This is a genomic window from Shewanella sp. MMG014 (assembly GCF_018100775.1).
In the GTDB taxonomy this organism is placed as follows: Bacteria; Pseudomonadota; Gammaproteobacteria; order Enterobacterales; family Shewanellaceae; genus Shewanella; species Shewanella japonica.
Genome location: NZ_JAGJDZ010000016.1, coordinates 15,164 through 36,124, shown reverse-complemented (window position 1 = coordinate 36,124; position 20,961 = coordinate 15,164). Strand labels below are relative to the sequence as shown.

The 20,961-nt window shown below is 41.2% G+C and carries 17 protein-coding genes; 2 read left to right on the top strand and 15 right to left on the bottom strand.

The features are described from left to right. Nucleotides 1-86: 86 nt before the first annotated feature. Nucleotides 87-2,102 carry a DNA topoisomerase III gene (locus tag J8L86_RS19815; protein ID WP_211031347.1) on the bottom strand — a complete coding sequence of 672 codons (2,016 nt, stop codon included), beginning with the start codon at nucleotides 2,100-2,102 and terminating at the stop codon, nucleotides 87-89. 431 nt (nucleotides 2,103-2,533) lie between these two features. Here J8L86_RS19815 and J8L86_RS19810 point away from each other — a divergent pair, with 431 nt between their 5' ends. Further along, nucleotides 2,534-2,716 (top strand): hypothetical protein, encoded by a 183-nt coding sequence (locus J8L86_RS19810; RefSeq protein ID WP_055026106.1) that lies wholly within the window; start codon nucleotides 2,534-2,536, stop codon nucleotides 2,714-2,716. 195 nt (nucleotides 2,717-2,911) lie between these two features. Here J8L86_RS19810 and J8L86_RS19805 read toward each other — a convergent pair whose 3' ends face one another. From J8L86_RS19805 to fabB, 14 genes are all read right to left on the bottom strand, one after another. After that, a complete protein-coding gene (locus J8L86_RS19805; RefSeq protein WP_065110639.1) occupies nucleotides 2,912-3,238 on the bottom strand; it encodes a hypothetical protein in 327 nt (108 codons plus the stop codon). 115 nt (nucleotides 3,239-3,353) lie between these two features. Continuing rightward, entirely contained in the window at nucleotides 3,354-3,758 is a 405-nt protein-coding gene (locus J8L86_RS19800; RefSeq protein ID WP_211031346.1) for a VOC family protein, read from the bottom strand. A 218-nt stretch (nucleotides 3,759-3,976) separates the two neighbouring features. Further along, complete coding sequence (gene lepB, locus J8L86_RS19795) at nucleotides 3,977-4,666, bottom strand: signal peptidase I (RefSeq protein ID WP_211031345.1); 690 nt, start codon at nucleotides 4,664-4,666, stop codon at nucleotides 3,977-3,979. Between the two features lie 384 nt (nucleotides 4,667-5,050). Continuing rightward, nucleotides 5,051-5,941, bottom strand: coding sequence for a dienelactone hydrolase family protein (locus tag J8L86_RS19790; protein WP_211031344.1), 891 nt, complete (start codon nucleotides 5,939-5,941; stop codon nucleotides 5,051-5,053). Between the two features lie 93 nt (nucleotides 5,942-6,034). Beyond that, complete coding sequence (locus tag J8L86_RS19785) at nucleotides 6,035-6,280, bottom strand: DUF2164 domain-containing protein (RefSeq protein WP_065110643.1); 246 nt, start codon at nucleotides 6,278-6,280, stop codon at nucleotides 6,035-6,037. A 148-nt stretch (nucleotides 6,281-6,428) separates the two neighbouring features. After that, nucleotides 6,429-7,940, bottom strand: coding sequence for an amidophosphoribosyltransferase (gene purF, locus J8L86_RS19780; protein ID WP_055026113.1), 1,512 nt, complete (start codon nucleotides 7,938-7,940; stop codon nucleotides 6,429-6,431). 33 nt (nucleotides 7,941-7,973) lie between these two features. After that, on the bottom strand, nucleotides 7,974-8,462 hold the full coding sequence (locus J8L86_RS19775) for a CvpA family protein (RefSeq protein WP_055026114.1): 489 nt from the start codon (nucleotides 8,460-8,462) through the stop codon (nucleotides 7,974-7,976). A 115-nt stretch (nucleotides 8,463-8,577) separates the two neighbouring features. After that, nucleotides 8,578-9,174: an SPOR domain-containing protein gene (locus J8L86_RS19770; protein ID WP_119969621.1), complete on the bottom strand. Its 597-nt coding sequence runs from the start codon at nucleotides 9,172-9,174 to the stop codon at nucleotides 8,578-8,580. A gap of 13 nt (nucleotides 9,175-9,187) precedes the next feature. After that, the gene (folC, locus tag J8L86_RS19765) at nucleotides 9,188-10,480 is read right to left on the bottom strand and encodes a bifunctional tetrahydrofolate synthase/dihydrofolate synthase (RefSeq protein WP_211031343.1); all 1,293 of its coding nucleotides are present in this window, start codon (nucleotides 10,478-10,480) and stop codon (nucleotides 9,188-9,190) included. A 42-nt stretch (nucleotides 10,481-10,522) separates the two neighbouring features. Beyond that, the gene (gene truA, locus J8L86_RS19760) at nucleotides 10,523-11,308 is read right to left on the bottom strand and encodes a tRNA pseudouridine(38-40) synthase TruA (RefSeq protein WP_065110646.1); all 786 of its coding nucleotides are present in this window, start codon (nucleotides 11,306-11,308) and stop codon (nucleotides 10,523-10,525) included. Between the two features lie 127 nt (nucleotides 11,309-11,435). After that, nucleotides 11,436-14,843 (bottom strand): FimV/HubP family polar landmark protein, encoded by a 3,408-nt coding sequence (locus J8L86_RS19755; RefSeq protein ID WP_247663567.1) that lies wholly within the window; start codon nucleotides 14,841-14,843, stop codon nucleotides 11,436-11,438. A 178-nt stretch (nucleotides 14,844-15,021) separates the two neighbouring features. Continuing rightward, a complete protein-coding gene (locus J8L86_RS19750; RefSeq protein ID WP_065110648.1) occupies nucleotides 15,022-16,038 on the bottom strand; it encodes an aspartate-semialdehyde dehydrogenase in 1,017 nt (338 codons plus the stop codon). Between the two features lie 2 nt (nucleotides 16,039-16,040). Then, on the bottom strand, nucleotides 16,041-17,207 hold the full coding sequence (locus tag J8L86_RS19745) for a 4-phosphoerythronate dehydrogenase (RefSeq protein ID WP_211031342.1): 1,167 nt from the start codon (nucleotides 17,205-17,207) through the stop codon (nucleotides 16,041-16,043). A 211-nt stretch (nucleotides 17,208-17,418) separates the two neighbouring features. Then, nucleotides 17,419-18,630, bottom strand: a complete 1,212-nt coding sequence (fabB, locus tag J8L86_RS19740; protein WP_065110650.1) for a beta-ketoacyl-ACP synthase I — start codon at nucleotides 18,628-18,630, stop codon at nucleotides 17,419-17,421. Between the two features lie 265 nt (nucleotides 18,631-18,895). Between fabB and mnmC the strand changes: the two genes are divergently transcribed. Next, the gene (mnmC, locus tag J8L86_RS19735; protein WP_211031341.1) at nucleotides 18,896-20,947 is read left to right on the top strand and encodes an FAD-dependent 5-carboxymethylaminomethyl-2-thiouridine(34) oxidoreductase MnmC; all 2,052 of its coding nucleotides are present in this window, start codon (nucleotides 18,896-18,898) and stop codon (nucleotides 20,945-20,947) included. Nucleotides 20,948-20,961 lie beyond the last annotated feature (14 nt).

Genomic DNA, 20,961 nt, shown 5'->3' with positions numbered 1-20,961 from the left:
ACTCAGTAACAGTAACGCTATTCGAGCAACACTAAGCTAATCAATAGCCATACCTTTATATTGCTTGGCTTACTCCATAAAACCAATTAACTCGTTGCCTTCTTTGATGGCCTTTTCTTAGAGGCCGATTTTGCACCCGTTGTGGACTTGCGTTTATAACCCGTTTTTGCGCCGCTTCGGCGTTTTTTGTAACCTGGACCTGTCACACCCGCTAAGGCATTAGGTAACTGATTAGCAGCTTGAGTAACCAACTCATTGAGCTGGGTAATTAAAGGAGACATAAACGCATCGTAACGTAATTGCTTTTGGCTAATGGCATCTAAACTACTTTCCCACAATGCGGTCATATCAGGTGTGGTCGCACTTTCTGGTAGTGAATGAACGAGTCCGACTCCGACTTGGGTTGCCACAATTGACTTCCCTTGACGCTGTAAATAACCTCGTTTAAATAATAATTCAATAATGCCTGCACGAGTCGCTTCAGTGCCTAGTCCATCGGTATCTTTAAGGATTTTTTTTACTTCGCTATTGCTCACAAAACGATTAATCCCTGTCATGGCGCCAAGTAATGTCGCATCAGTAAAATGCTTCGGTGGCTGGGTGGTTTTCTCAAGCAGTTCACCACGAGCGCAATGTAATTGCTGACCATTTACGAGCGGAGGTAAGGTGCTGAGTTCCTCTTCATCTTTATGCCCACTTGGGCCATTTGTATCACTCATGCTTGTTTTGCTCGATTGGCTTGAAGCAAATAGTTGTTTCCACCCCATTGCAGTTTCTTGTTTCGCTTTAGTGGTAAAGAGTCCTCCAGCAATGGTCACTTCCACTTGGGTTTCATCATAAAGATAAGCTGGATAAAACTGGGCTAAATATTGCCTCGCAATGTGCGAGTACAATTTCGCTTCTTTGCTCGATAAAGAGGTTAAATTAGCCATTTTTTCAGTGGGAATGATGGCATGGTGAGCGTCGACTTTTTTATCATCCCAAGCTTTAGATTTAAGCTTAGCGTTTGGCGAATCAATTTTTGCAGTTAACGTCGCGTCATTACTGACAATTGCTTTTATCACCTGCGGTGCGAGGCCGTGTTGTTCAGCAGGTAAATAACGACTATCTGAGCGCGGATAAGTAATCAGTTTATGGCGCTCGTATAAGCTTTGACAAGTATCTAAGACGTCTTTTGCGCTCATACCGAAACGTTTAGCTGCATCAATTTGCAGTGACGATAAGCTATAGGGCAAAGGTGGATTTTGGCGTTTACTTTTTGCTTCAAGCTTAGTTACTTGTGCAGGCTGATCAGTAATTCGACCAACAACATTTTCAGCTAAGCCCTTTGCTAACACGCGACCTTCTTCATCCATATATGGCTGGCACGCTTCACTTGGCTTCCATTTAGCGGAGAATGATTCATTTTTGTCAGTTAATAAATGCGCAAGTACTTCATAAAAAGGTTTAGGGACAAAATTGGCTATTTCCTCATCACGCCTCACGACCAAACCTAAAACCGGTGTTTGTACTCGGCCAACCGACAATACCCCCTGATAACCCACTTTTTTGCCTTGAATGGTATAGGCTCGGGTCATATTCATGCCATATAGCCAATCAGCACGGCTGCGAGCTAATGCTGATGTTGAAAGCGGAACGAACTCTTTATTGCTGCGCATTTGTCCTAGTGCTCTTTTGACAGCACTTGGGTTTAAATCACTAATAAGTAGACGCTGGGTTTGGGCAAGTTTGTCGGCTTTTACACCCGCATGTGCTATCACTTCATCAACCAGCAATTGCCCTTCTCTATCTGGATCGCCCGCATTAACAAGACTTGAGGCTTGTTTTATCAATTTTTTAAGGGTGGATAACTGCGAACGCGTTTTAGATTTAGGCTTAAGCTTCCAACTGTCAGGCACAATTGGTAAATGTGCCAATTGCCAGGACTTGTAGGCTGGATCGTAAGCGTCTGGCTCAGCTTGCTCTAGCAAGTGCCCGACACACCAAGAAACATAGTTGCCATTAGCATCCATGATATAACCGTCGCCTTTTTTATGGGGCTTTGGCAATACATCAGCAATAGCGCGACCTAAGCTGGGTTTCTCGGCAATATACAGGATCATTCAATTCAAACCGTTTAAATCAGTTAAGCCTTTTAATGCAGGCTTTTTAATATCATGCTGATACTGTATATAATTACAGTGGGCAATTACAGTAATTATTTAAAGTTTTTTTATTTTATCCATAAAAAATTTAGTTTGGTAATCGATGGCAATAAATGACGCCTGCACGACAAAATATTACCTTTAAGCATGTTAACGAACTAGAATTGGCGAGCTTTACTGCTTTTTTTGTAGTTTATTTTCATAACCGAAAAATAAAGAATATAAAATTGCCCCAACTGCCATACAATTGACTTTTTACACCACCAAAAACAAACGTTTCATCTAAATTAAGATAATTAAAGCTGAAATAAAGTTGATCTGGATCATCATTGTTAATGAATTCTTGGGATAGGTTTAGTTATCGCAAATTTTGAGCTCAGGAGCCCGTTATGGAATTGAAACAATGTGAGAAGTGTTACACAGACGTCTGCGTTAACGGGAAATGGTTTCATCATGATCATTTGACTACAAGTGCTTACATGTTAAATGGTGGCTCACCAGAAATGGTTGAACTTGCAAAAATGCCAACCACTGAAACTGAGTTAATCGATATGCTGACCAGCACTTTCTAAGTAAAGTTTGCTGATTTTATACAGCTAAAAGTGGCAACAAAGCCCTATGAATTTTGATAAAAGAGCAGTGCTAACACTGCTTTTTTTATGGCTGCTATTTAAGCTCATAACCAGAGTGTATTTTGGCTTTAGTGCTATTTTTAATGATAAACTTAGTGCTATGTCGTAAAGAACGATGTGCAGACTATTTATCCCCTAATCTGCATTGTCTGCTAGTTGCTTCGCTTTCATAGTACGTAGCACTAAAATAACGATAGCAGTGACTGCTGGACTCAATATTGTCAGTGCAGTTTTGGTTGACCATACCGTTATCAGAGCATCGAGATCGTTATGGGATGTGTAATAATCAACAGGGTAATAGAAAATCAACAACCACAATGGTATTGAGCTTAAGACAGTATGAAGCATGTACTTGCTGTCAACCTCTCGCTGCTTAGCTTTTTTATTGCACAGATGAATAACACCAATGGTGATAACAGAGAAAACCACTGCCACACCCCATAAAAGAAAAGCAATCACCATTCCCATTCATTACCTCAATAAACGATTAATTAAACTTCACTACTGCATTAAATACAGCTTTTATAACTACTGTTATGACTTCATTAAACTGGCTTATTCGACTTGCTTATTTTGTTTACTTATTCAACTCAAGTAAGTCCCATTTATTGCCGTATAAATCCTGAAACACCACAACAGTGCCATATTCTTCTACCCTAGGTTCTTCATTGAATACCACTTCATTGGCCTGCATTGACTTATAGTCACGCCAAAAGTCGTTAGTTTGCAGAAACAAGAATACCCGGCCTCCAGTTTGATTACCCACCGACTGTTTTTGAGTTTCATTGTTGGCTTGAGCTAATAACAATTTGGTGCCATTACCATTTGGCGGTGACACTAACACCCAACGTTTTCCGCGGCCCAAATCGGTATCTTCGACTAAGGTAAATTGTAGTTTTTGAGTGTAAAAGGCAATAGCGTCATCATAATCATCAACGACTAATGCAATCATTCCGATTTGCTGCTGAGTAACAGTCGACATGCAATATCCTTTTAATTGAATACGAAATTAGCACTAAGATTGTAAGGGTTTAATTAGAAAAAAATCTGATTTATTTTATTGATATAAAACAAGTTAAACTTTTAAAGGTAGGATTAAATTCAGCGAGAAGTAAAAATAAGCCACTCATTAAGGTGTGGCTTATTTCGAATTCATTGGTCAGCAAAGAGTAAAGTGCTTTAGTGACAATTTAGCCTCTTTTAGCCACTGACAAGGGAATGGAAAAATCTATCATGCCTAGGTAAATAATAATTATCATAATTAAAAGACATCACAACACGCTTTGTGCGTCCGATGATTTCATTGCGAGGCACAAACCCAATCACACGTGAATCAGCACTGTTATCCCGATTATCACCCAATACAAGATAATACCCGGTTGGCACAGTAACCTCGTTAAACTTTGAGCGTATTGAGCCCATTTTATTCACTCTTATTGAATGCGCCACGCCGAGTAAATCTTCAATCTTATCCTGCGTATCATCTTGATAACTTTTACCTTGATTACGATTACTCTTATAACTAAGATCATGATAATTAATGTTTTGATGGTTAATCACTAGTTTATTGTTGTATAACGCTACGGTGTCGCCAGGTACGCCAACGACACGCTTTACCAGTCTATTTCCAGCAGCTTCGGAGTCAAAAATAATGATATCTCCGCGAGCTGGATCGCCTGTTTTATATAAAGAAACATGAGTAAAAGGAATGCGAACATCGTACGCCATTTTGTTTGCAAGAATTCTGTCACCGATTAATATGCTTGGTTTCATTGAGCTTGTAGGCACGGTATACCAATCTGCGACTGCACTTCTGAATACACTCATTAACGCAATAAAAATCAGCAGTGATTTATACTCTTTTAGCAACTTTGCGAATTTGTTTATCATCATAATCCCTTATGTTTAGTGATGAACTTAGTGCTAGCGTTAAGCTTGCGGCTTTGCGCTTACCGTTTAATACAATGTACTTTCTGCAATGTACTCTCTGTAATGCATTTTCTGTAATGCATTTTCTGTAATGCACTTTATGTAATGATTTGAGCACTTGGTTAAAGCAATTATAAGGCCACTATTATTTACCAATAAATTCAGTACTTTAATATTTTTAGGGTTAACTGAAATGAGTAATATCACCACCTTTTAGTCTTTTAACCTAAACAAGTGATACGTCGTCATATCAAAATGAGTTAAACAAACCACTCGTTCAAAATTTTCGCATTAAAAAAGGAAGCCGAAGCTTCCTGTTATTGTGGCACCATCAATGACGAGTCGTTAACTTAATTTCTCTGTAAAAAAGCTAATGGTACGATCCCATGCCAGTTTAGCGTTGGCTTCATCATAGCGACCTGTCGAATCGTTATGAAAACCATGCTTGGCGCCTTTATACATATGCATTTGATAAGGCACTTTATAACGCTTTAAATCAGCTTCGTAATCAGGCCATGATTTATTAACCCGTTCATCTTCTTCACCAAGTTGTACCATTAATGACGCTTTAATATTTTCTCGAAGCTCTTTCTTAGCGGGTGTCCCGTAAAAAGGCACCCCTGCGGTAAGCAAGTCAGATTCGACTGCTGCAAGATAATTGACGATATAGCCGCCGAAACAAAAACCTACCGCGCCTAGTTTTCTATTACTGTTTTCATGGGATTTTAAGAACTTGGCTGCGGCAATAAAATCCTGCTGAATTTTATCGCGATCCATTGATCGTTGCATCGCACGGCCTTCGTCATCATTACCAGGATAGCCACCAAGTGGATACAGCGCATCAGGTGCGAATGCAATAAAACCTGCCTTAGCTAGACGGCGAGCGACATCTTTAACATAAGGATTTAAGCCACGATTTTCGTGAATCACTAATACAACAGGTAATGGACCCGATTTATTCGCAGGTACCACAAAATACCCTTGACCTTTACCGTGCCCCTGTGGCGAGTCAAATGTCTCATAAGTCGCTTTAATATCTGCATCATTAAATGATACTTGCTCAGCAAGAGCATAATTAGGTAAAAGCGCAGATGTCAAAACACTCATGGAGTATCCCACAGCGACTAAAGTACCCAGCTTCTTCATGAAGGTTCGACGGTCCATACCGCCGTGAGCATATTCATCATACCAATCAAACGCTTCTTGCGGGATATCATCTCTTTTGGGTTGAGACATTGTTTTTCCTCCATCAAAATAATGATACACAGATCACGATTTATCTAACCTAGTGGAGCGAAGGAAAAAAGTAAATAGCGATTCCCATTTCAGTTAGTTGACGTCTTTTTCAATACCATAAATGTCTTCATCAATTGTTTCTATACGAGCCTCAAAAATAGCTCTTGCATCGTGCAAACCTTGGTTGTAAAAATGCGCGCCAATATTTTTGCCTAAAAAATCTAACAAGAACTCTGCTTCAAATTGACCTAAGTCTTGATCTAGTTCATCTTCAAAATAACGTTGAAGCTTATTCACCATCACTTCTCTTTGTTCTGCTGTCAGTTCAATTTTAGACATTAAGCCCTTCTCCTAAACCACAATCTTGTGGGGGTAACGATGTAAAAACAGGTTGTATTTAATCTTATATCATAAATGTTTGATTGGGTTTCAGATACAAAAAAGCCAGCTTTCGCTGGCTTTTCAAATGCAATGACGTCGCGTCAAATTAAGGATGACAAACGTTGTGCATCTCTAAGTTAGTACCAATGTCTTTGCTATTTGCTTTAGCATCGTCATTACGTAACTGTGTTAGGTGATCTAAGTAAGCTTGGTCAACATCGTTCGTGATGTATTGACCATCAAATACTGAGGTTTCAAAACGTTTAATTTCTGGGTTTTCCATGCCGACTGCATCAACTAAGTCAGTTAAGTCTTGGAAGATAATACCGTCAGCACCAATGATTTTAGCAATTTCATCAGCATCACGGCCATGAGCAATAAGCTCATTAGTGGTTGGCATATCAATACCATAAACGTTAGGAAAACGGATTTCAGGAGCAGCAGAAGCAAAGTAAACTTTCTTTGCGCCAGCTTCACGAGCCATTTCAATAATTTGCTCAGAAGTGGTACCACGTACAATAGAGTCATCCACTAACAATACGTTTTTGCCTTTAAACTCAGTGTTAATAGCATTGAGTTTACGACGAACAGACTTCTTACGCTCTTGCTGACCTGGCATGATGAACGTACGGCCAATATAACGGTTTTTAACGAAACCTTGACGGTAAGGAAGATCCATACAACGTGCTATTTCTAACGCGATATCACATGAGGTTTCAGGAATTGGAATAACAACATCAATGTCGTGATCTTCCCATTCTTTTTGAATTTTAGCGCCCAACTTTGCGCCCATATTTACACGGCTGCCGTAAACAGAGATTTTATCCATTGACGAATCAGGACGTGCAAAATAAACAAATTCGAAAATACATGGTGCATAGCTTGGTTCAACTGCACATTGGCGAGTAAATAGCTGACCATCTAATGAGATATAAATCGCTTCACCTGGTGCTACATCACGCATCACTTCAAAGCCTACGGCATCTAATGCAACGCTTTCAGAAGCGACCATATACTCAGTACCCGTTGGGGTTTCATGCTTACCAAGCACTAACGGACGGATACCAAACGGGTCACGAAATGCAACTAGGCCCTGACCAATAATCATCGCTGCAACAGCGTAAGCACCACGAGTTTGTGCATGAACTTTAGCCACGGCATCAAACACTTCATCAGCGCTTAACGTTAAGCTTCTTGTTTCTTGTAGTTCGTCAGCTAACAGGTTTAACAACACTTCAGAATCTGATGTGGTGTTAACGTGGCGACGTTTTTTCACTAGGCCTTCAGCCAACTCAACTGTATTGGTTAAGTTACCATTGTGAGCCAATGAAATACCAAACGGTGAGTTAACATAAAACGGCTGTGCTTCTGAAGCACTTGAGCTACCTGCGGTTGGGTAACGCACGTGTCCAATACCGGCTTTACCTTGCAGGCGTTGCATATGTTTTACTTCGAAAACGTCTTTAACTAGTCCATTTGCCTTACGTAAACGAAACGCGTTCTTGTCAACAGTCACAATACCTGCTGCGTCTTGACCACGGTGCTGAAGCACGGTCAATGCATCATAAATGGTTTGATTAACCGATGACTGACCAACTATTCCGACGATACCACACATGGGTAAGCTTCCTCATTGTAAGATGTTTTATATTTATATTTTGGGTACAAAGCTGGAGGTATTTTCCAGATAGTCAAAAAACCACTGAATAACCACACCAAATTGGGGTACAAGTTCTGATTCTTTCCACCAGTCCTGATTTGGCGAACCGGTAAAAGCATCAAGAAAAAATAATATCGCGCTGACAATTAATGCCCCGCGCAGCGCACCAAAACACAAGCCTAAGACTCGGTCGGTGCCTGATAAACCGGTTTTAGAAACCAGTTGACCAAGTAAATAGTTAACTAACGCGCCAATGATCAGTGTGGCGATAAATAAGATGGCAATGGCTACGCCATTTCGCATAGTTTCGTCGCTCATTTGAGTCAAATGAACGGCTAAATCTTGATAAAATTGGCTAGCAATAAAGAAGGCAGCAAACCATACCACTAAAGACATGGCTTCTTTGGCAAATCCGCGAACCAAACTGATGACAGTTGATATGCCGATGACGATGAGAATAGCGTAATCAATCCAAACCATTGAGATGGGGATCCGGTATAGATGTTAAGACGGCGCGATTCTAACAGAGACAGAAAACTTTCTCACCCACTGCTAGATAAATTGACTTTGCGCTGTACCAAACAATAGTGAATAGTTAGTTTTCTAGGGGATTGTATTTAACAATTTTACCTTGAAGACCCGTTATTTTTTTAATTTTCTGTTGCTGAGTTTTTAGCTTGTCGGCCGATAAATCTGGGCCAACAAACACCTTTGTGAGCGAGCCATCAATTGGTTTTGCAGGTAAGGTATAAGCGGTAAACCCATTTTGACGCAGTTGTTTTACTAACCCTTCAACATTTTTGGCATTATTAAAACCACCGAGTTGTAGCGTATAACCCGCTTTAATTGGGGTCGCTTTTTTCTCTACAGGCTCAGATTTAGCCACTTGCTGCGTTTGAGTATTCGTTGGTTTTTTAGCAGGTTCAGTTTGAGCTTGCTCCACAGTCTCTTCTTCAGAAGAGCTAACCAAGTCTTGAGTCTGCGCGATTTCTTCGACTTCAAAAGTCTCAGGTTTATACCCTTCACCGATATCATCTTTAGCTTGTTCAGTGATAACAGGACGAAGTGGGATCTCGGTAAATTGTTCGACTTCTCGTTGTTTTTTCCCATCGAGCAAATCAGGTAAAAAAATCACCCCGAGCGCCACAATTACGACAGTTCCAACTAAACGATTTTGAAATTGAGCAGACAATGTGTATTCCCTTTTATAATAATTCGCTAAAGCCAGCCACAGTGTAAAATGAGCCAAAAACAATTACCACATCATCAGTGGTAATATTTGCATTAAGACTTTGCCATGCTTGATTTATCGAAGAAAAATGTGATGATTTTAGCGGTGGTTCATGTTGTGCAAGCATACCAGCTAATGCAGTGGCCTCTAACCCTCGTTCCACTGGTAAATCGGTAAAATACCATTCATCAATAACGCCTTTCAGTTCAGACAAGACTGCGGCTGCATCTTTGTCTTTTAACATGCCACATAAAGCAATAATACGTGCAGGTTTATATTGTTGTAACTGGGAAGCCAAATACTTCGCTGCATGTGGGTTATGCGCCACATCGACTAACACCTTTGGGCTGTCTTGTACTTGCTCTAAACGCCCGGCTAATGATGCTCTAGCAATACCCGTCATAATATCTTTAGGGCTAATGCTTGGCCAAGTTTGCTCTATTACTGCAACAGCTGTGGCGGCATTGGCAAGCGGCAGTTTTGGTAAAAGCAACTTATGAAAGACACAATTAGCACCAATGTACTGCCAAGTGTCGCCATTAAGGTGGTAATTAAAGTCATGGTTAACGCGATAAACATTCGCATTAATTTCTGCTGCGTAATCTAACACAGTGTGAGGCAGGTCTGGCTCGCCGATAATAGCTAGGCATTCAGGACGAAACACGCCTGCTTTTTCACGCCCGACTAGCTCACGGGTATCACCTAAGTATTCTTGATGGTCAATATCAATCGAGGTAATCACACTGACATCAGCATCAATAATATTGGTGGCATCTAAGCGCCCACCTAGCCCAACTTCCAATAGCACGACATCAGGCTTTTCAATATTAAATAAGTACAGGCCAGCTAAGGTTGCATATTCAAAAAAACTCAAGGATATAGTGGCGCTATCTGGCAAAGTTCTCGCTGTTTCGATTGCATTAAATGCTGCTATTAATGCGCTGTCAGAAACATCTTGCTGATTAATCCGCACTCGCTCATTAAATTTTAATAAATGCGGTGAGCTATAAACGCCAACAGTAAAGCCGGCTTGAATTAATACTGACTCAATCATGGCGCAGGTTGTCCCTTTACCATTTGTGCCAGCGACAGTAATCACTTTTGATTGAGGGGATAGTACATTTAATCGCTTAGCGACCTCTGTTACACGCGTTAACCCCATTTCAATTTCGGTTGGATGAATAGATAAAAGATAATCCAACCACTGAGACAAGCTTGCCGAATCTGTCGGTGCTGAACAAGGTTGATTGTCACTAACTGAACTCATGTTATTCCTTAACTCAATGTCATTGATTACCGGATAGATTAATCAATCCAACATAAATAATGGCCCCATAGGTGGCTTAGGTAACTCAAAATGCTCAGGGTAAGTTACATCCACTAAATATAGACCATTAGGTTTGGATGTTGGTGCGGCAAACTTGCGATCTTTTAGCGCCAAAAGCTCATTGACCCACTCGACTTTTTGATTAGATTGTCCAATCTCGATGAGTGTACCAACAATATTTCGCACCATATGATGTAAAAAAGCATTCGCTTTAATATCCACAATAATGAATGCGCCTTGGCGAGTGACATTCACAAATTCTATCGTTCTTACTGGACTATGAGCTTGGCACTGTAACGCGCGAAAACTAGTAAAGTCATGTTCGCCAACAAAAAGTTGAGCCGCTTGATGCATTAATTGATGGTCAAGTGCGTAATGATAGTGACTTAATCCGTGACGTAATATACCAGGCCTAAATTCACTATTATCAATAATATAACGATATCGACGCGCCGTGGCAGAAAAGCGAGCATGAAATGTATCATCGACTTCTTTTGCCCATCGAATGGCAATATCATCTGGTAATTTGGCATTGACCCCTAAGGTCCACGCCGACATTTGACGTGTAGACTGGGTATCAAAATGGACCACTTGTCCAGTACCGTGCACACCTGAGTCTGTTCGACCTGCACAAATAATTTCAATGGATTCATTGGCTATTGATGATAAAGCGGCTTCGATTTTTTCTTGCACAGACACAACTTCTTTTTGTCTTTGCCAACCGAAATATTGACTACCATCGTATTCGACACCTAACGCCACACGCATTAAAATTACCCTCAGATTTAAAGAGCGCGCATTTTAGCACAAAAAAAACGGCGCATGCATTTAGCGCCGTTTGTTCGTGATGAAATAGGAAATTAATCGAATGAATGATGATTAATTAATTTCCAGCTTAACTCATCTCGTCAAGTAGTTTGCCAGCTTCGGTTTGCTGGCGTTCATTACCGTCAATTTGAACTTCTTTTAAGATTGCTTTTGCTGCATCTTCATCTTCAATTTCAATGTAGGCTCTGGCTAAGTCTAACTTGGCGTTCACTGAGTTTTCTTCATCGTCAACATCAATCATTTCAGCATTACCAATGAGTGAGTTCACTTCACCCATTTCAACAGCAACATCTTTATATTGATCGCTAATTTCGACATCTTCATCAGCATCATTTAACAATTTATCGATGTCGATAAAACCATTTTCTTGCTCGAAGGTATTTAGCGCAGTATCTGAAACCATGTCAGATGACTCATCAGAATCTAACCTAGCATCCTGTTTATTACTTTCTTCTGCATCAAGGGCCGCTAGCGCTTCATCAACCGTTAAATTGTCATCGGTTAATTGGAAAGTCTCATCATCGATATCATCAACTTGCGCTTCCGATGCTGGATGATTTGACGCTTGTTGGAATAAATCAGCTTCCCAATCAAGACTCGCTGCATCCGCTTTTTTAGATTTTAAATCGTCGAAAAAGCCTGACTCTTTCGATAATGCCTCTGTATCAGGTTGTTGTTCGATGATGGTATCTGGCTCATCGGCAGATAATCCCGCTAACATGGCATCAAAATCTTGTTCTGAGATGCTGTCCTGCTCATTTATTTCTTCATCAGATACAAATAATGGAACGTCATCTTGTTCATTAAGTTCAAGCTCATGAAGATCGGTCTCAAGTGTGTCGGCCACCTTTGGCGCAGTAACTTCACTGTTGCTACTATCTAACTCACTCTTGTCTGAATCACTCTTGTCAATATCAAAGTCTTCAACATTGAAATCAGCCAATAATGCGTCCAATTCATCAATATCAGAGTCTTGCTCATCATGACTTTGCTGCACTTGTTGATCGGCTTGCTCAGCTGCTAATAACTCAGCAACTAAAGGATCCTCTTGCTGCTCACCGGTCGGTATATCATCTTGAATATTCAGTGTTGATTCATCGCCCGGTGCAAATTTCAACTCGTCTGAAGGTTCGGTATTATTTACCGAAACTGGCTCTATTGCTTCAACATCGGCTAGCAACTCATCTAAATCTGATTCAGAAACCGCGGTGCTTTCTTCTAACGTTTCAGCAAACTGATTTTGAGCTTCATTTGTAGAGTCCGTTTCTAAATCAGAAATAAGCGAGTCAATATCATCATTATCAGTGTCAATGGCTAACTCAGATTCAATTTGCTCAAGCTCTGCTGTCAAAACTTGTTCAACATCCAATCCGTCGTTGCTTAATGGAGCAAACTCTTTCTCTGTATCAACATCAGCAAGGAGGTCATCAATATCGGACGATTCATCCAAACTGACAGCAACATCCTCTTCGAGCTCTGCGGCAATCTCTGCAGTGAAATCTTGCTCTTGTTCCGCAGGTACATCTATTGAAGCAAGTAAGCTGTCGATATCATCTTCTGCACCACTTTGAGTATCTGTCTCAGTTGACTCTTCTGCGGCAGGCTCATTAACCGCTGGTTCATCAAAGCCTGCTAGTAAATTGTCGATGTCATCTTGCGCATCACTTTGACTATCTGTTTGAGCAGGCTCTTCTGCGACAGACTCATTAACCGCTGGTTCTTCAATTGCTGGTTCATCAATTGCTGGGTCATCAAAGCCTGCTAGTAAGCTGTCAATGTCATCTTGCGCATCACTTTGACTCTCTATTTGAGCAGGCTCTTCTGCGACAGACTCATTAACCGCAGGTTCATCATTTGCTGGTTCATCAAAGCCTGCTAGTAAACTGTCGATATCATCTTGCGCATCACTTTGACTATCTGTTTGAGCTGGTTCTTCTGCAGCAGACTCATTAACCGCTGGTTCATCAATTGCTGGTTCATCAAAGCCTGCTAGTAAACTGTCGATGTCATCTTGCGCATCACTTTGACTATCTGTTTGAGCTGGTTCTTCTGCAGCAGACTCATTAACCGCTGGCTCATCAAAGCCTGTGAGTAAATTATCTATGTCGTCTTCAGCAGCACTTTCATCTGAGTCACTATCGGCAGGAACACTGTCAACAGGTAATGGTTCTTCCAATGAAGCCTCAATGACATCATCATTGGTATCGAGCCCTTCAAGAAGGCTGTCTAAGTCATCCTCATCCGCTTCAAGCGGCTGCATGTCCTCTTCTTGCTCTTCCATCGCCTCAGCCCAAAGATCATCTAAAGAGGTGCCTTCATCAGATTCTTCCGCTGGTTCTTCTTCGGTGATATACATATCAGCATCAGATTCACCATCGAGAGTGAGCTCTCCTGTGTCTTGGTTATCTAGATCTAATAAGTCTTCAATGTTTTCTGGCGATTTCTCATTTTCATCTAAGTGAACCGCTAAATTATCAATATCATCGACTTCTGATACGGCCTCTTCACTAGCTTGATCAATCACAGGCTCTGTTTGAGCTGCAGAATCAGGTTCAGTTTTATTTTTACGACGCATGAGCCAGAAGATAGCGAGGAAAATAATAATCAGTGGTAATGCTGCAACAATCGCTAGCAAAATCATATTTTCTGACAATGAACGCCAAAAATCTGTTGGCTCTTCAATAACCTGAGGCTGATTATTTTTTTCAACTAATGCCTGATGTTCTGTATCTAATGCTTGATACTTCTCGGTAAGTAATTGCAAATCCTCTTGCATTGCAGATAACTGCAAAGTGAGCTCTTGGATTTTTGCTTTCAATGCATTGTTATCTGCATCTTTGACTAATAATGTATCCTCAGCGCGAGCCAGTTCATCAGTCAGTGACAATGCTTTGGTTTGCGCGTCTTCTAATTTCGCTGTTAGCTCGTCAATTTCAGGCTGCGCTAATAAAGCCGCTTGCTGAGCCAATTCTTCAGCTGTCGGTTGCTTGGCAACAATTTGTAATGGTTTTTTACCCGTAGCAGGCACTGATGTTTCAACGGCAGTAGTATTGTTCGCTGCAGGTTTAGCCGGATTAGCGTTGGGTAATCTCTTGTCATTATTTTCGGCACGTAACTTAGCATCTGCAGCACTGATCTGTGCCATCACATCAGCCGATGGCACGAGTAGGGTCATGCCACGTTCAAGTGAGTTATAATTATTACTACTGAACGCATGAGGGTTAGCATCAAATAATGCCGCCATCACTTGATAAACAGAAACGTTCTGGTTTGGCCTAACTTTTTGGGCAATACTCCAAAACGTATCCGAAGAAGTCGTTGGCCCATATTGACGGGTTGGAGCGTTGACAACTTCTCCATTGGGGCCGGTAATTTTGAGCGTTTCTGCGTGGGCAGGCTCGATAATTTGAGATGCAGAAACAGCGGCCAATGCACAGGCCATCATGCCAACAAAATAAGAGGTTCGAAAAATCATCAATCTTTCCCTTTGAGCGCGATCGGGTTGTCTTCATGACAACTGGCTTTAGGTAATTGTTTTTATTAATTACGACTATAAACCAGAATTAGTCACCCTGCTACTGCTGACAGCGGTAAAACGAAAAAAGCCTGCAGGCTGCAGGCTTTTTAGTCTAAATAACTCTATTCATAGTAGATTAATAATAATCTCTGATCAGAACTTCAGCTATTTGAACACTGTTTAAAGCAGCACCTTTACGGATGTTATCGGCCGTAACCCATAAATTTATACCGTAATCGTGAGAAATATCTTTTCTTACTCGGCCAACAAATACAGGGTCGGTACCTGCTGAGTCAGTTACTACAGTTGGATAGTCTTCATCATTCTCGAAAAGCACCACACCTTCAGCGTCACTTAAAACCGCTTTAATTTGTTCAGCTTCAACAGGTTGACGAGTTTCTAAGTGGACTGCTTCTGAGTGACCATAGAACACAGGAACACGTACAGCTGTTGGATTAACAACGATATCGTGGTCACCAAAAATCTTTTGAGTTTCCCACACCATTTTCATTTCTTCTTTGGTGTAACCGTTTTCCATAAACACATCGATTTGTGGTAACACATTGAAAGCGATTTGCTTTGGATAAACTTTATTTTCAGCAGGTAAGCCTTGTAACAATTTAGCGCATTGCCCTGCTAATTCATCAATAGCTTGTTTACCTGAGCCAGACACTGATTGGTAAGTTGCCACGTTAATACGTGAGATACCAAATGCATCATAAATAGGTTTTAATGCCACTAACATTTGAATGGTTGAGCAATTAGGGTTTGCGATAATGTTTCGATTACGGAAGTCAGCAATCGCTTGTGGATTAACTTCTGGTACAACTAACGGCACGTCAATGTCGTAGCGGAAATGTGAAGTATTGTCGATGACCACACAACCATGCTCCGCTGCTATTGGCGCCCATTTAGCTGAAACGTCACCACCAGCTGAGAAGAAACCAATTTGTGCTTGGCTCCAATCAAACGTGTCCACATCAAGAATTTCTACTTGTTTACCATTAAAGCTTACGGTTTCGCCAGCACTGCGGCTACTCGCTAATGGGTATAAGTTTGCGACTGGGAATTTTCGCTCTTCAAGGATCTCAATCATAGTTTGACCCACTGCGCCCGACGCACCTAAAACAACAACATTAAATTCCTGTGACATAATTAACGCTCGACTCCTGAAAAACCTAATTTAAACATCCAATCTACCTCACAATGACCCGTGTTGACTAGCGACAATGCACTAAATTCACGTCGATGAGTGTGATTTTTTCTCATATGGTCAAACCCATGGTTATTAAGGAAGCTATTTCTAAACAAATAGTCGTCATCAGCGAGGTTGTAGACCAATCTTGCTAGCGTGAGTAATTGAGTTTCAGATACCTTGTCAGTGATGTGTAACTGACTAATGTTAAATTTAGGCAGTAAGTTCAACAGCGATTTTTGGTGTTCAAGACCAAAGATTTCACACAGTTTTTCGAACAACATATAAGTGCCGCGAGCTTTACCTTCTAAGCTGTATCCTGCGATATGTGGCGTCGCAAACTCAACAAAAGGCACTAATTCTGGCATAGGGTTAGGCTCGCCTTCCCACACATCGAGTACCAGTTTGAGATCATCCCGTTGTTGTTTCACCTTAATCAAAGCGCGATTGTCAATAACCTCACCACGACAACAATTCAGTAACCAAGCATGCGGTTTCAATTGATTCAATTTAGCTTCGTCAAACAAGTACCAGGTTTTGTGCGGTCCAGTTTTAGTGATAGGAACATGTAAGCTAATTATGTCAGCTTGCTCGATAATGGTGTCTAACGACACAAACTGACGGGAATTTTTGTCGCTGATATTAGTCGCGCTGCGGTTCGCTAACTGCTGTTCCTCAAGTAATGGATCGCACAACAAGACCTTCATACCATAAGCATTAAGACAATGCTCAAGTGCGCTACCTGTGTTACCTGCGCCAACAATTCCTACCACTTTGTCTTTTAAAGGTTGTTTGAATCGTTTAGCCAATTCCAGCATAGCAATAAAAGCAAACTCCCCCACTGCTGCTGCGTTACAGCCAGGTGCATTAGTAAAAGGGATATGACGTTGTTCTAGTAAGGCTAAATCAATATGATCAGTACCAATGGTGGCACTACCAACAAATTTAAGTTTATTGGCTTGTGATAACAACTCTGCATTCACTTTAGTGACAGAACGGACTAGAAGAACATCAACATCAATAAGCTGCTCTGGCGTTAACTGGCGACCATTTACACGGGTAATCTTTCCGATTTCACCAAATAACGCTTCGACGTACGGCATATTCTCGTCTGCAACTATGTTCATTCTAATGTTTGACCTTATTTATGTGAGTTATTCGATCATTCTATCAACTAATTACACTCAGCAGTTATCTACAAAAAGAAATAAAGTGTTCTTAATTGGTAATTTGACTGACTGTCAAAGTGGGTTAATCGCAATAAAAAAGCCTTTAGCATTCAGCTAAAGGCTTTATCGATATCAAAACACTAGCCTACGCCAGCGATGAGATAATATATTACTTCATTTTACGCATAACTAACGTGGCATTAGTTCCGCCAAAGCCAAAACTGTTACTCATTACAGTCGTCAGTTCAGCATCACGATATTCTGTAACCAATGGGATGCCAGCCGCTTTTTCATCTGGAGTATCAATATTGATGCTAGGTGCAATAAAGCTGTTTTCCATCATTAATAAGCTGTAGATGGCTTCATGAACACCTGCAGCACCCAAGGCATGACCAGTCATTGACTTAGTCGACGCTACTGGTGGAATATTGTCTTGGAAAACTTCATGAATCGCTTCAAGTTCACGAACATCACCAACAGGAGTCGATGTGCCATGAGTGTTGACGTAATCAATCGGAGTATCGACATCAGCAAGTGCCATTTGCATACAACGCACAGCGCCTTCACCAGAAGGTGCCACCATATCGTAGCCATCTGACGATGCACCATAACCAATAATTTCAGCATAAATTTTAGCGCCACGAGCTAATGCATGCTCAAGCTCTTCAACAACAACGATTCCGCCGCCACCAGAGATAACAAAACCATCTCGGTCAGCATCATAAGTACGCGATGCTTTTTCTGGGGTTTCGTTATATTTAGTTGATAATGCACCCATTGCATCGAAGCCCATTGTTAGGGTCCAATCCAATTCTTCTGCACCACCAGCAAACACCATATCTTGCTTACCCATTTGGATAAGCTCAGCTGCATGACCAATACAATGCGCAGAAGTTGCACAAGCAGAACTGATTGAATAGTTCATGCCTTTAATTTTAAATGGTGTGGCTAAACATGCACTTGCCGTACTCGCCATAATACGAGGAACAATGTAAGGACCAACACGTTTTACGCTCTTTTCACGTAACGTATCTGCCGCTTGAACTTGGTTTTTAGACGAAGCACCACCTGTACCAACAACTAAGCCAACACGATGATGAGAATATTGTTCTTCTGTTAAGTTGGCATCACTGATCGCTTCTTGCATTGCAATGTATGCATATGCGGCAGCATCACCCATAAAGCGTAACGCTTTACGATCAATGTGGTCCGCTGGGTTTAATTTAATATCCCCCCACACATGACTGCGTAATTTCATTTCTTCGAATTGGTCAGAATGGGTAATACCACTGCGTCCAGCTTTTAGTGAATCTGTCACTTCTTGCTTGTTATTACCGATGCTAGAAACAACACCTAAACCTGTTATTACGACTCTTTTCATTATTTGCTATCCATTTTGTACATGTCAGTACCTAATTTTGCTGCCGCAATGATATCCGCTTTAGACGAATAAAGTGGTCAGCTTTCAATAAACATAGGTAAAATAATCTCAATTGAACCACATTGAGTAATGAGCTTTGACCCAAATAACCACTGACTTCCCTATAGTTACCCGAGATTGTGCAACAATATCGACTAATTTTCCAAGTAGTTACTGTCAAAACCCTAATTATGCAGCAAGCATAAGGCATTATTATGAAACTGTCTTGTCCAACAAGGCAAACTCAACTAAAAGCTGCTCGATTGGGCAAATTGGCTTCGGTAACGCCATGGAAATCATGTTGTTGTGGCAATTATCTCAACAATTCAAACGTCCTGTAAGGCTGAGTGTTTTTGACCCCTATTCAATTAATAGCATTGAGTTGGGTCAATTTTTAGCAATGCCGCAAAATCAAGCAACGATTAATTCACAGCACTTAGTGGAGTTTTCAAAGCAGTTACACACTGCTTGCATTGCCAATATTCAAGGTTGTCAGCGGCTCATATTTGATCATGGTCAATTCATTGTTGATATTTATTTTGGTGATATTGAGCATAACCTTAAAGGTATTCAAAGTGTCGAAGCTGATGCCATTGAGTATTGGCATTGCCTTCCTCATACGACCTCAACTGAGTATATAGATCACCATATTTCAGAAAAATTGTTTTGGCAGATGGGAAGGTTAAGTAAAGATAATGCATGCTTTTATGCTTATCCGCAGGAAATTGACCGTGTTGAATGTTCAGCGATAACAGTATTAGCGAGTCAATCAGGCTTTATCATCAATGCGCAAAGTAGCAATAGAGACGACATTAGCAACACCAGTGAACGCTCAAGTACGCCAGATTGCGACATTCCTGCTGCTGAAAGAAAAGCATTAAGGTATTCCCATCAGCGCCAGTACGCTTATTGCATACCCAGTGCAAGCGCTCAACCTACGAATACATCGACTTCAAAAGAGAGTGTTGCCATTATCGGCGGTGGTATTGCAGCGGCTCACCTTGCACTATCGCTCGTCGAAAAAGGCAGAAGCGTCACGATTTATTGCAAAGACAGTATGCTTGCTGATGGAGCTTCAGGTAATAAACAAGGCGCTATTTATCCGCTTTTAACGCCTGATAACAACTTAATGAGCCAATACTTTCAGCAGGCTTTTTTATTCAGTCGTCGTAGGCTTAAGCAACTTGAAAATGCAGGTTACGCTGTTGAGCACCAGTTTTGTGGCGTGTTACAAACTGGGTTTGATGAGCGTAGCGATGCAAGATTAACTAAAATCATCCAAGGACAAGCTTGGCCAAGTGAAGTTGCAGCCCAAGTGTCACCAAGTGAAGCTAATATGCTCGCTGGTATCACCATAGATAAGCCTGCCTTTTACTACCCTTGGGCTGGTTGGATTTGTCCGCATCAATTCGCTCAATCGGCCGTAGACTATGCGCAAGCTATTGCGAAAAACAAAGGGCTTACAGTCGAGATCAGACTTGATACCCCAATTAGTGAACTAACTCGTCAAGGAACCCTTTGGCAGTTAAACACGACTGAACAAACCTCAGACTTACACCCTAAATCCCCCCCTAACTCGAACAAAAATTCTGCGGTACAATCATTTCTACATTCTGAGGTCGTTGTTGCATCAGGGGCGCAACTCACTGAGTATCAACAAACAAAACAACTACAAGTCACAGGCTTTAGAGGGCAAGTAAGCCATATTCCGTCAAAAGGACAATTAACTAAACTTAATAGCGTTATTTGTGCTCATGGTTATTTAACCCCTGAAAATAATCAGCACCATTGTGTTGGCGCTAGTTATGTAAAATCGCCTGATGACTTACGTTTTTGCCCTACCGAGCAACAAGAAAATGCGCAAAAAATGCATCATAGTTTTCCACAAAGAGACTGGGTGAGTGATATTGATGTATCAGACAACAACGCCAGAGTGGGTGTCAGAATGGTCACTAGAGACCACTGTCCTATGATGGGGCTTGCACCAGATATTGACGCCATATTAGATCAATATAATACCGAGCCTTTGGAGCAACATCAGCTCACCGTAGCCAGTCGTGACTTTTGGCGCCATCACTCCGCACCAGTATATAGCGGACTTTATGTTTTAGGAGGGCTCGGCTCAAGAGGACTAAGTTCAGGACCTTTGGCTGCAGAAGCTTTAGCTGCAATGATTTGTCATCAAACCCCACCGATCAGCTATGACATGTTTGCAATGTTAAACCCAAATAGAATGTGGTTAAGAAAGCTATTGAAAGGTAAATCTTTGCTTAGCTAAAACCCCGATAAAGG

Coding starts and splice junctions, on each gene's coding strand:
- J8L86_RS19750 (WP_065110648.1), bottom strand. CDS start 16,038: ATGTCACAGGAATTTAATGTTGTTGTTTTAGGTGCGTCGGGCGCAGTG.
- lepB (WP_211031345.1), bottom strand. CDS start 4,666: ATGATAAACAAATTCGCAAAGTTGCTAAAAGAGTATAAATCACTGCTG.
- J8L86_RS19790 (WP_211031344.1), bottom strand. CDS start 5,941: ATGTCTCAACCCAAAAGAGATGATATCCCGCAAGAAGCGTTTGATTGG.
- truA (WP_065110646.1), bottom strand. CDS start 11,308: ATGCGTGTGGCGTTAGGTGTCGAATACGATGGTAGTCAATATTTCGGT.
- J8L86_RS19745 (WP_211031342.1), bottom strand. CDS start 17,207: ATGAACATAGTTGCAGACGAGAATATGCCGTACGTCGAAGCGTTATTT.
- fabB (WP_065110650.1), bottom strand. CDS start 18,630: ATGAAAAGAGTCGTAATAACAGGTTTAGGTGTTGTTTCTAGCATCGGT.
- purF (WP_055026113.1), bottom strand. CDS start 7,940: ATGTGTGGTATCGTCGGAATAGTTGGTCAGTCATCGGTTAATCAAACC.
- J8L86_RS19800 (WP_211031346.1), bottom strand. CDS start 3,758: ATGTCGACTGTTACTCAGCAGCAAATCGGAATGATTGCATTAGTCGTT.
- folC (WP_211031343.1), bottom strand. CDS start 10,480: ATGAGTTCAGTTAGTGACAATCAACCTTGTTCAGCACCGACAGATTCG.
- J8L86_RS19755 (WP_247663567.1), bottom strand. CDS start 14,843: ATGATTTTTCGAACCTCTTATTTTGTTGGCATGATGGCCTGTGCATTG.
- J8L86_RS19810 (WP_055026106.1), top strand. CDS start 2,534: ATGGAATTGAAACAATGTGAGAAGTGTTACACAGACGTCTGCGTTAAC.
- J8L86_RS19805 (WP_065110639.1), bottom strand. CDS start 3,238: ATGGTGATTGCTTTTCTTTTATGGGGTGTGGCAGTGGTTTTCTCTGTT.
- J8L86_RS19775 (WP_055026114.1), bottom strand. CDS start 8,462: ATGGTTTGGATTGATTACGCTATTCTCATCGTCATCGGCATATCAACT.
- J8L86_RS19785 (WP_065110643.1), bottom strand. CDS start 6,280: ATGTCTAAAATTGAACTGACAGCAGAACAAAGAGAAGTGATGGTGAAT.
- J8L86_RS19815 (WP_211031347.1), bottom strand. CDS start 2,102: ATGATCCTGTATATTGCCGAGAAACCCAGCTTAGGTCGCGCTATTGCT.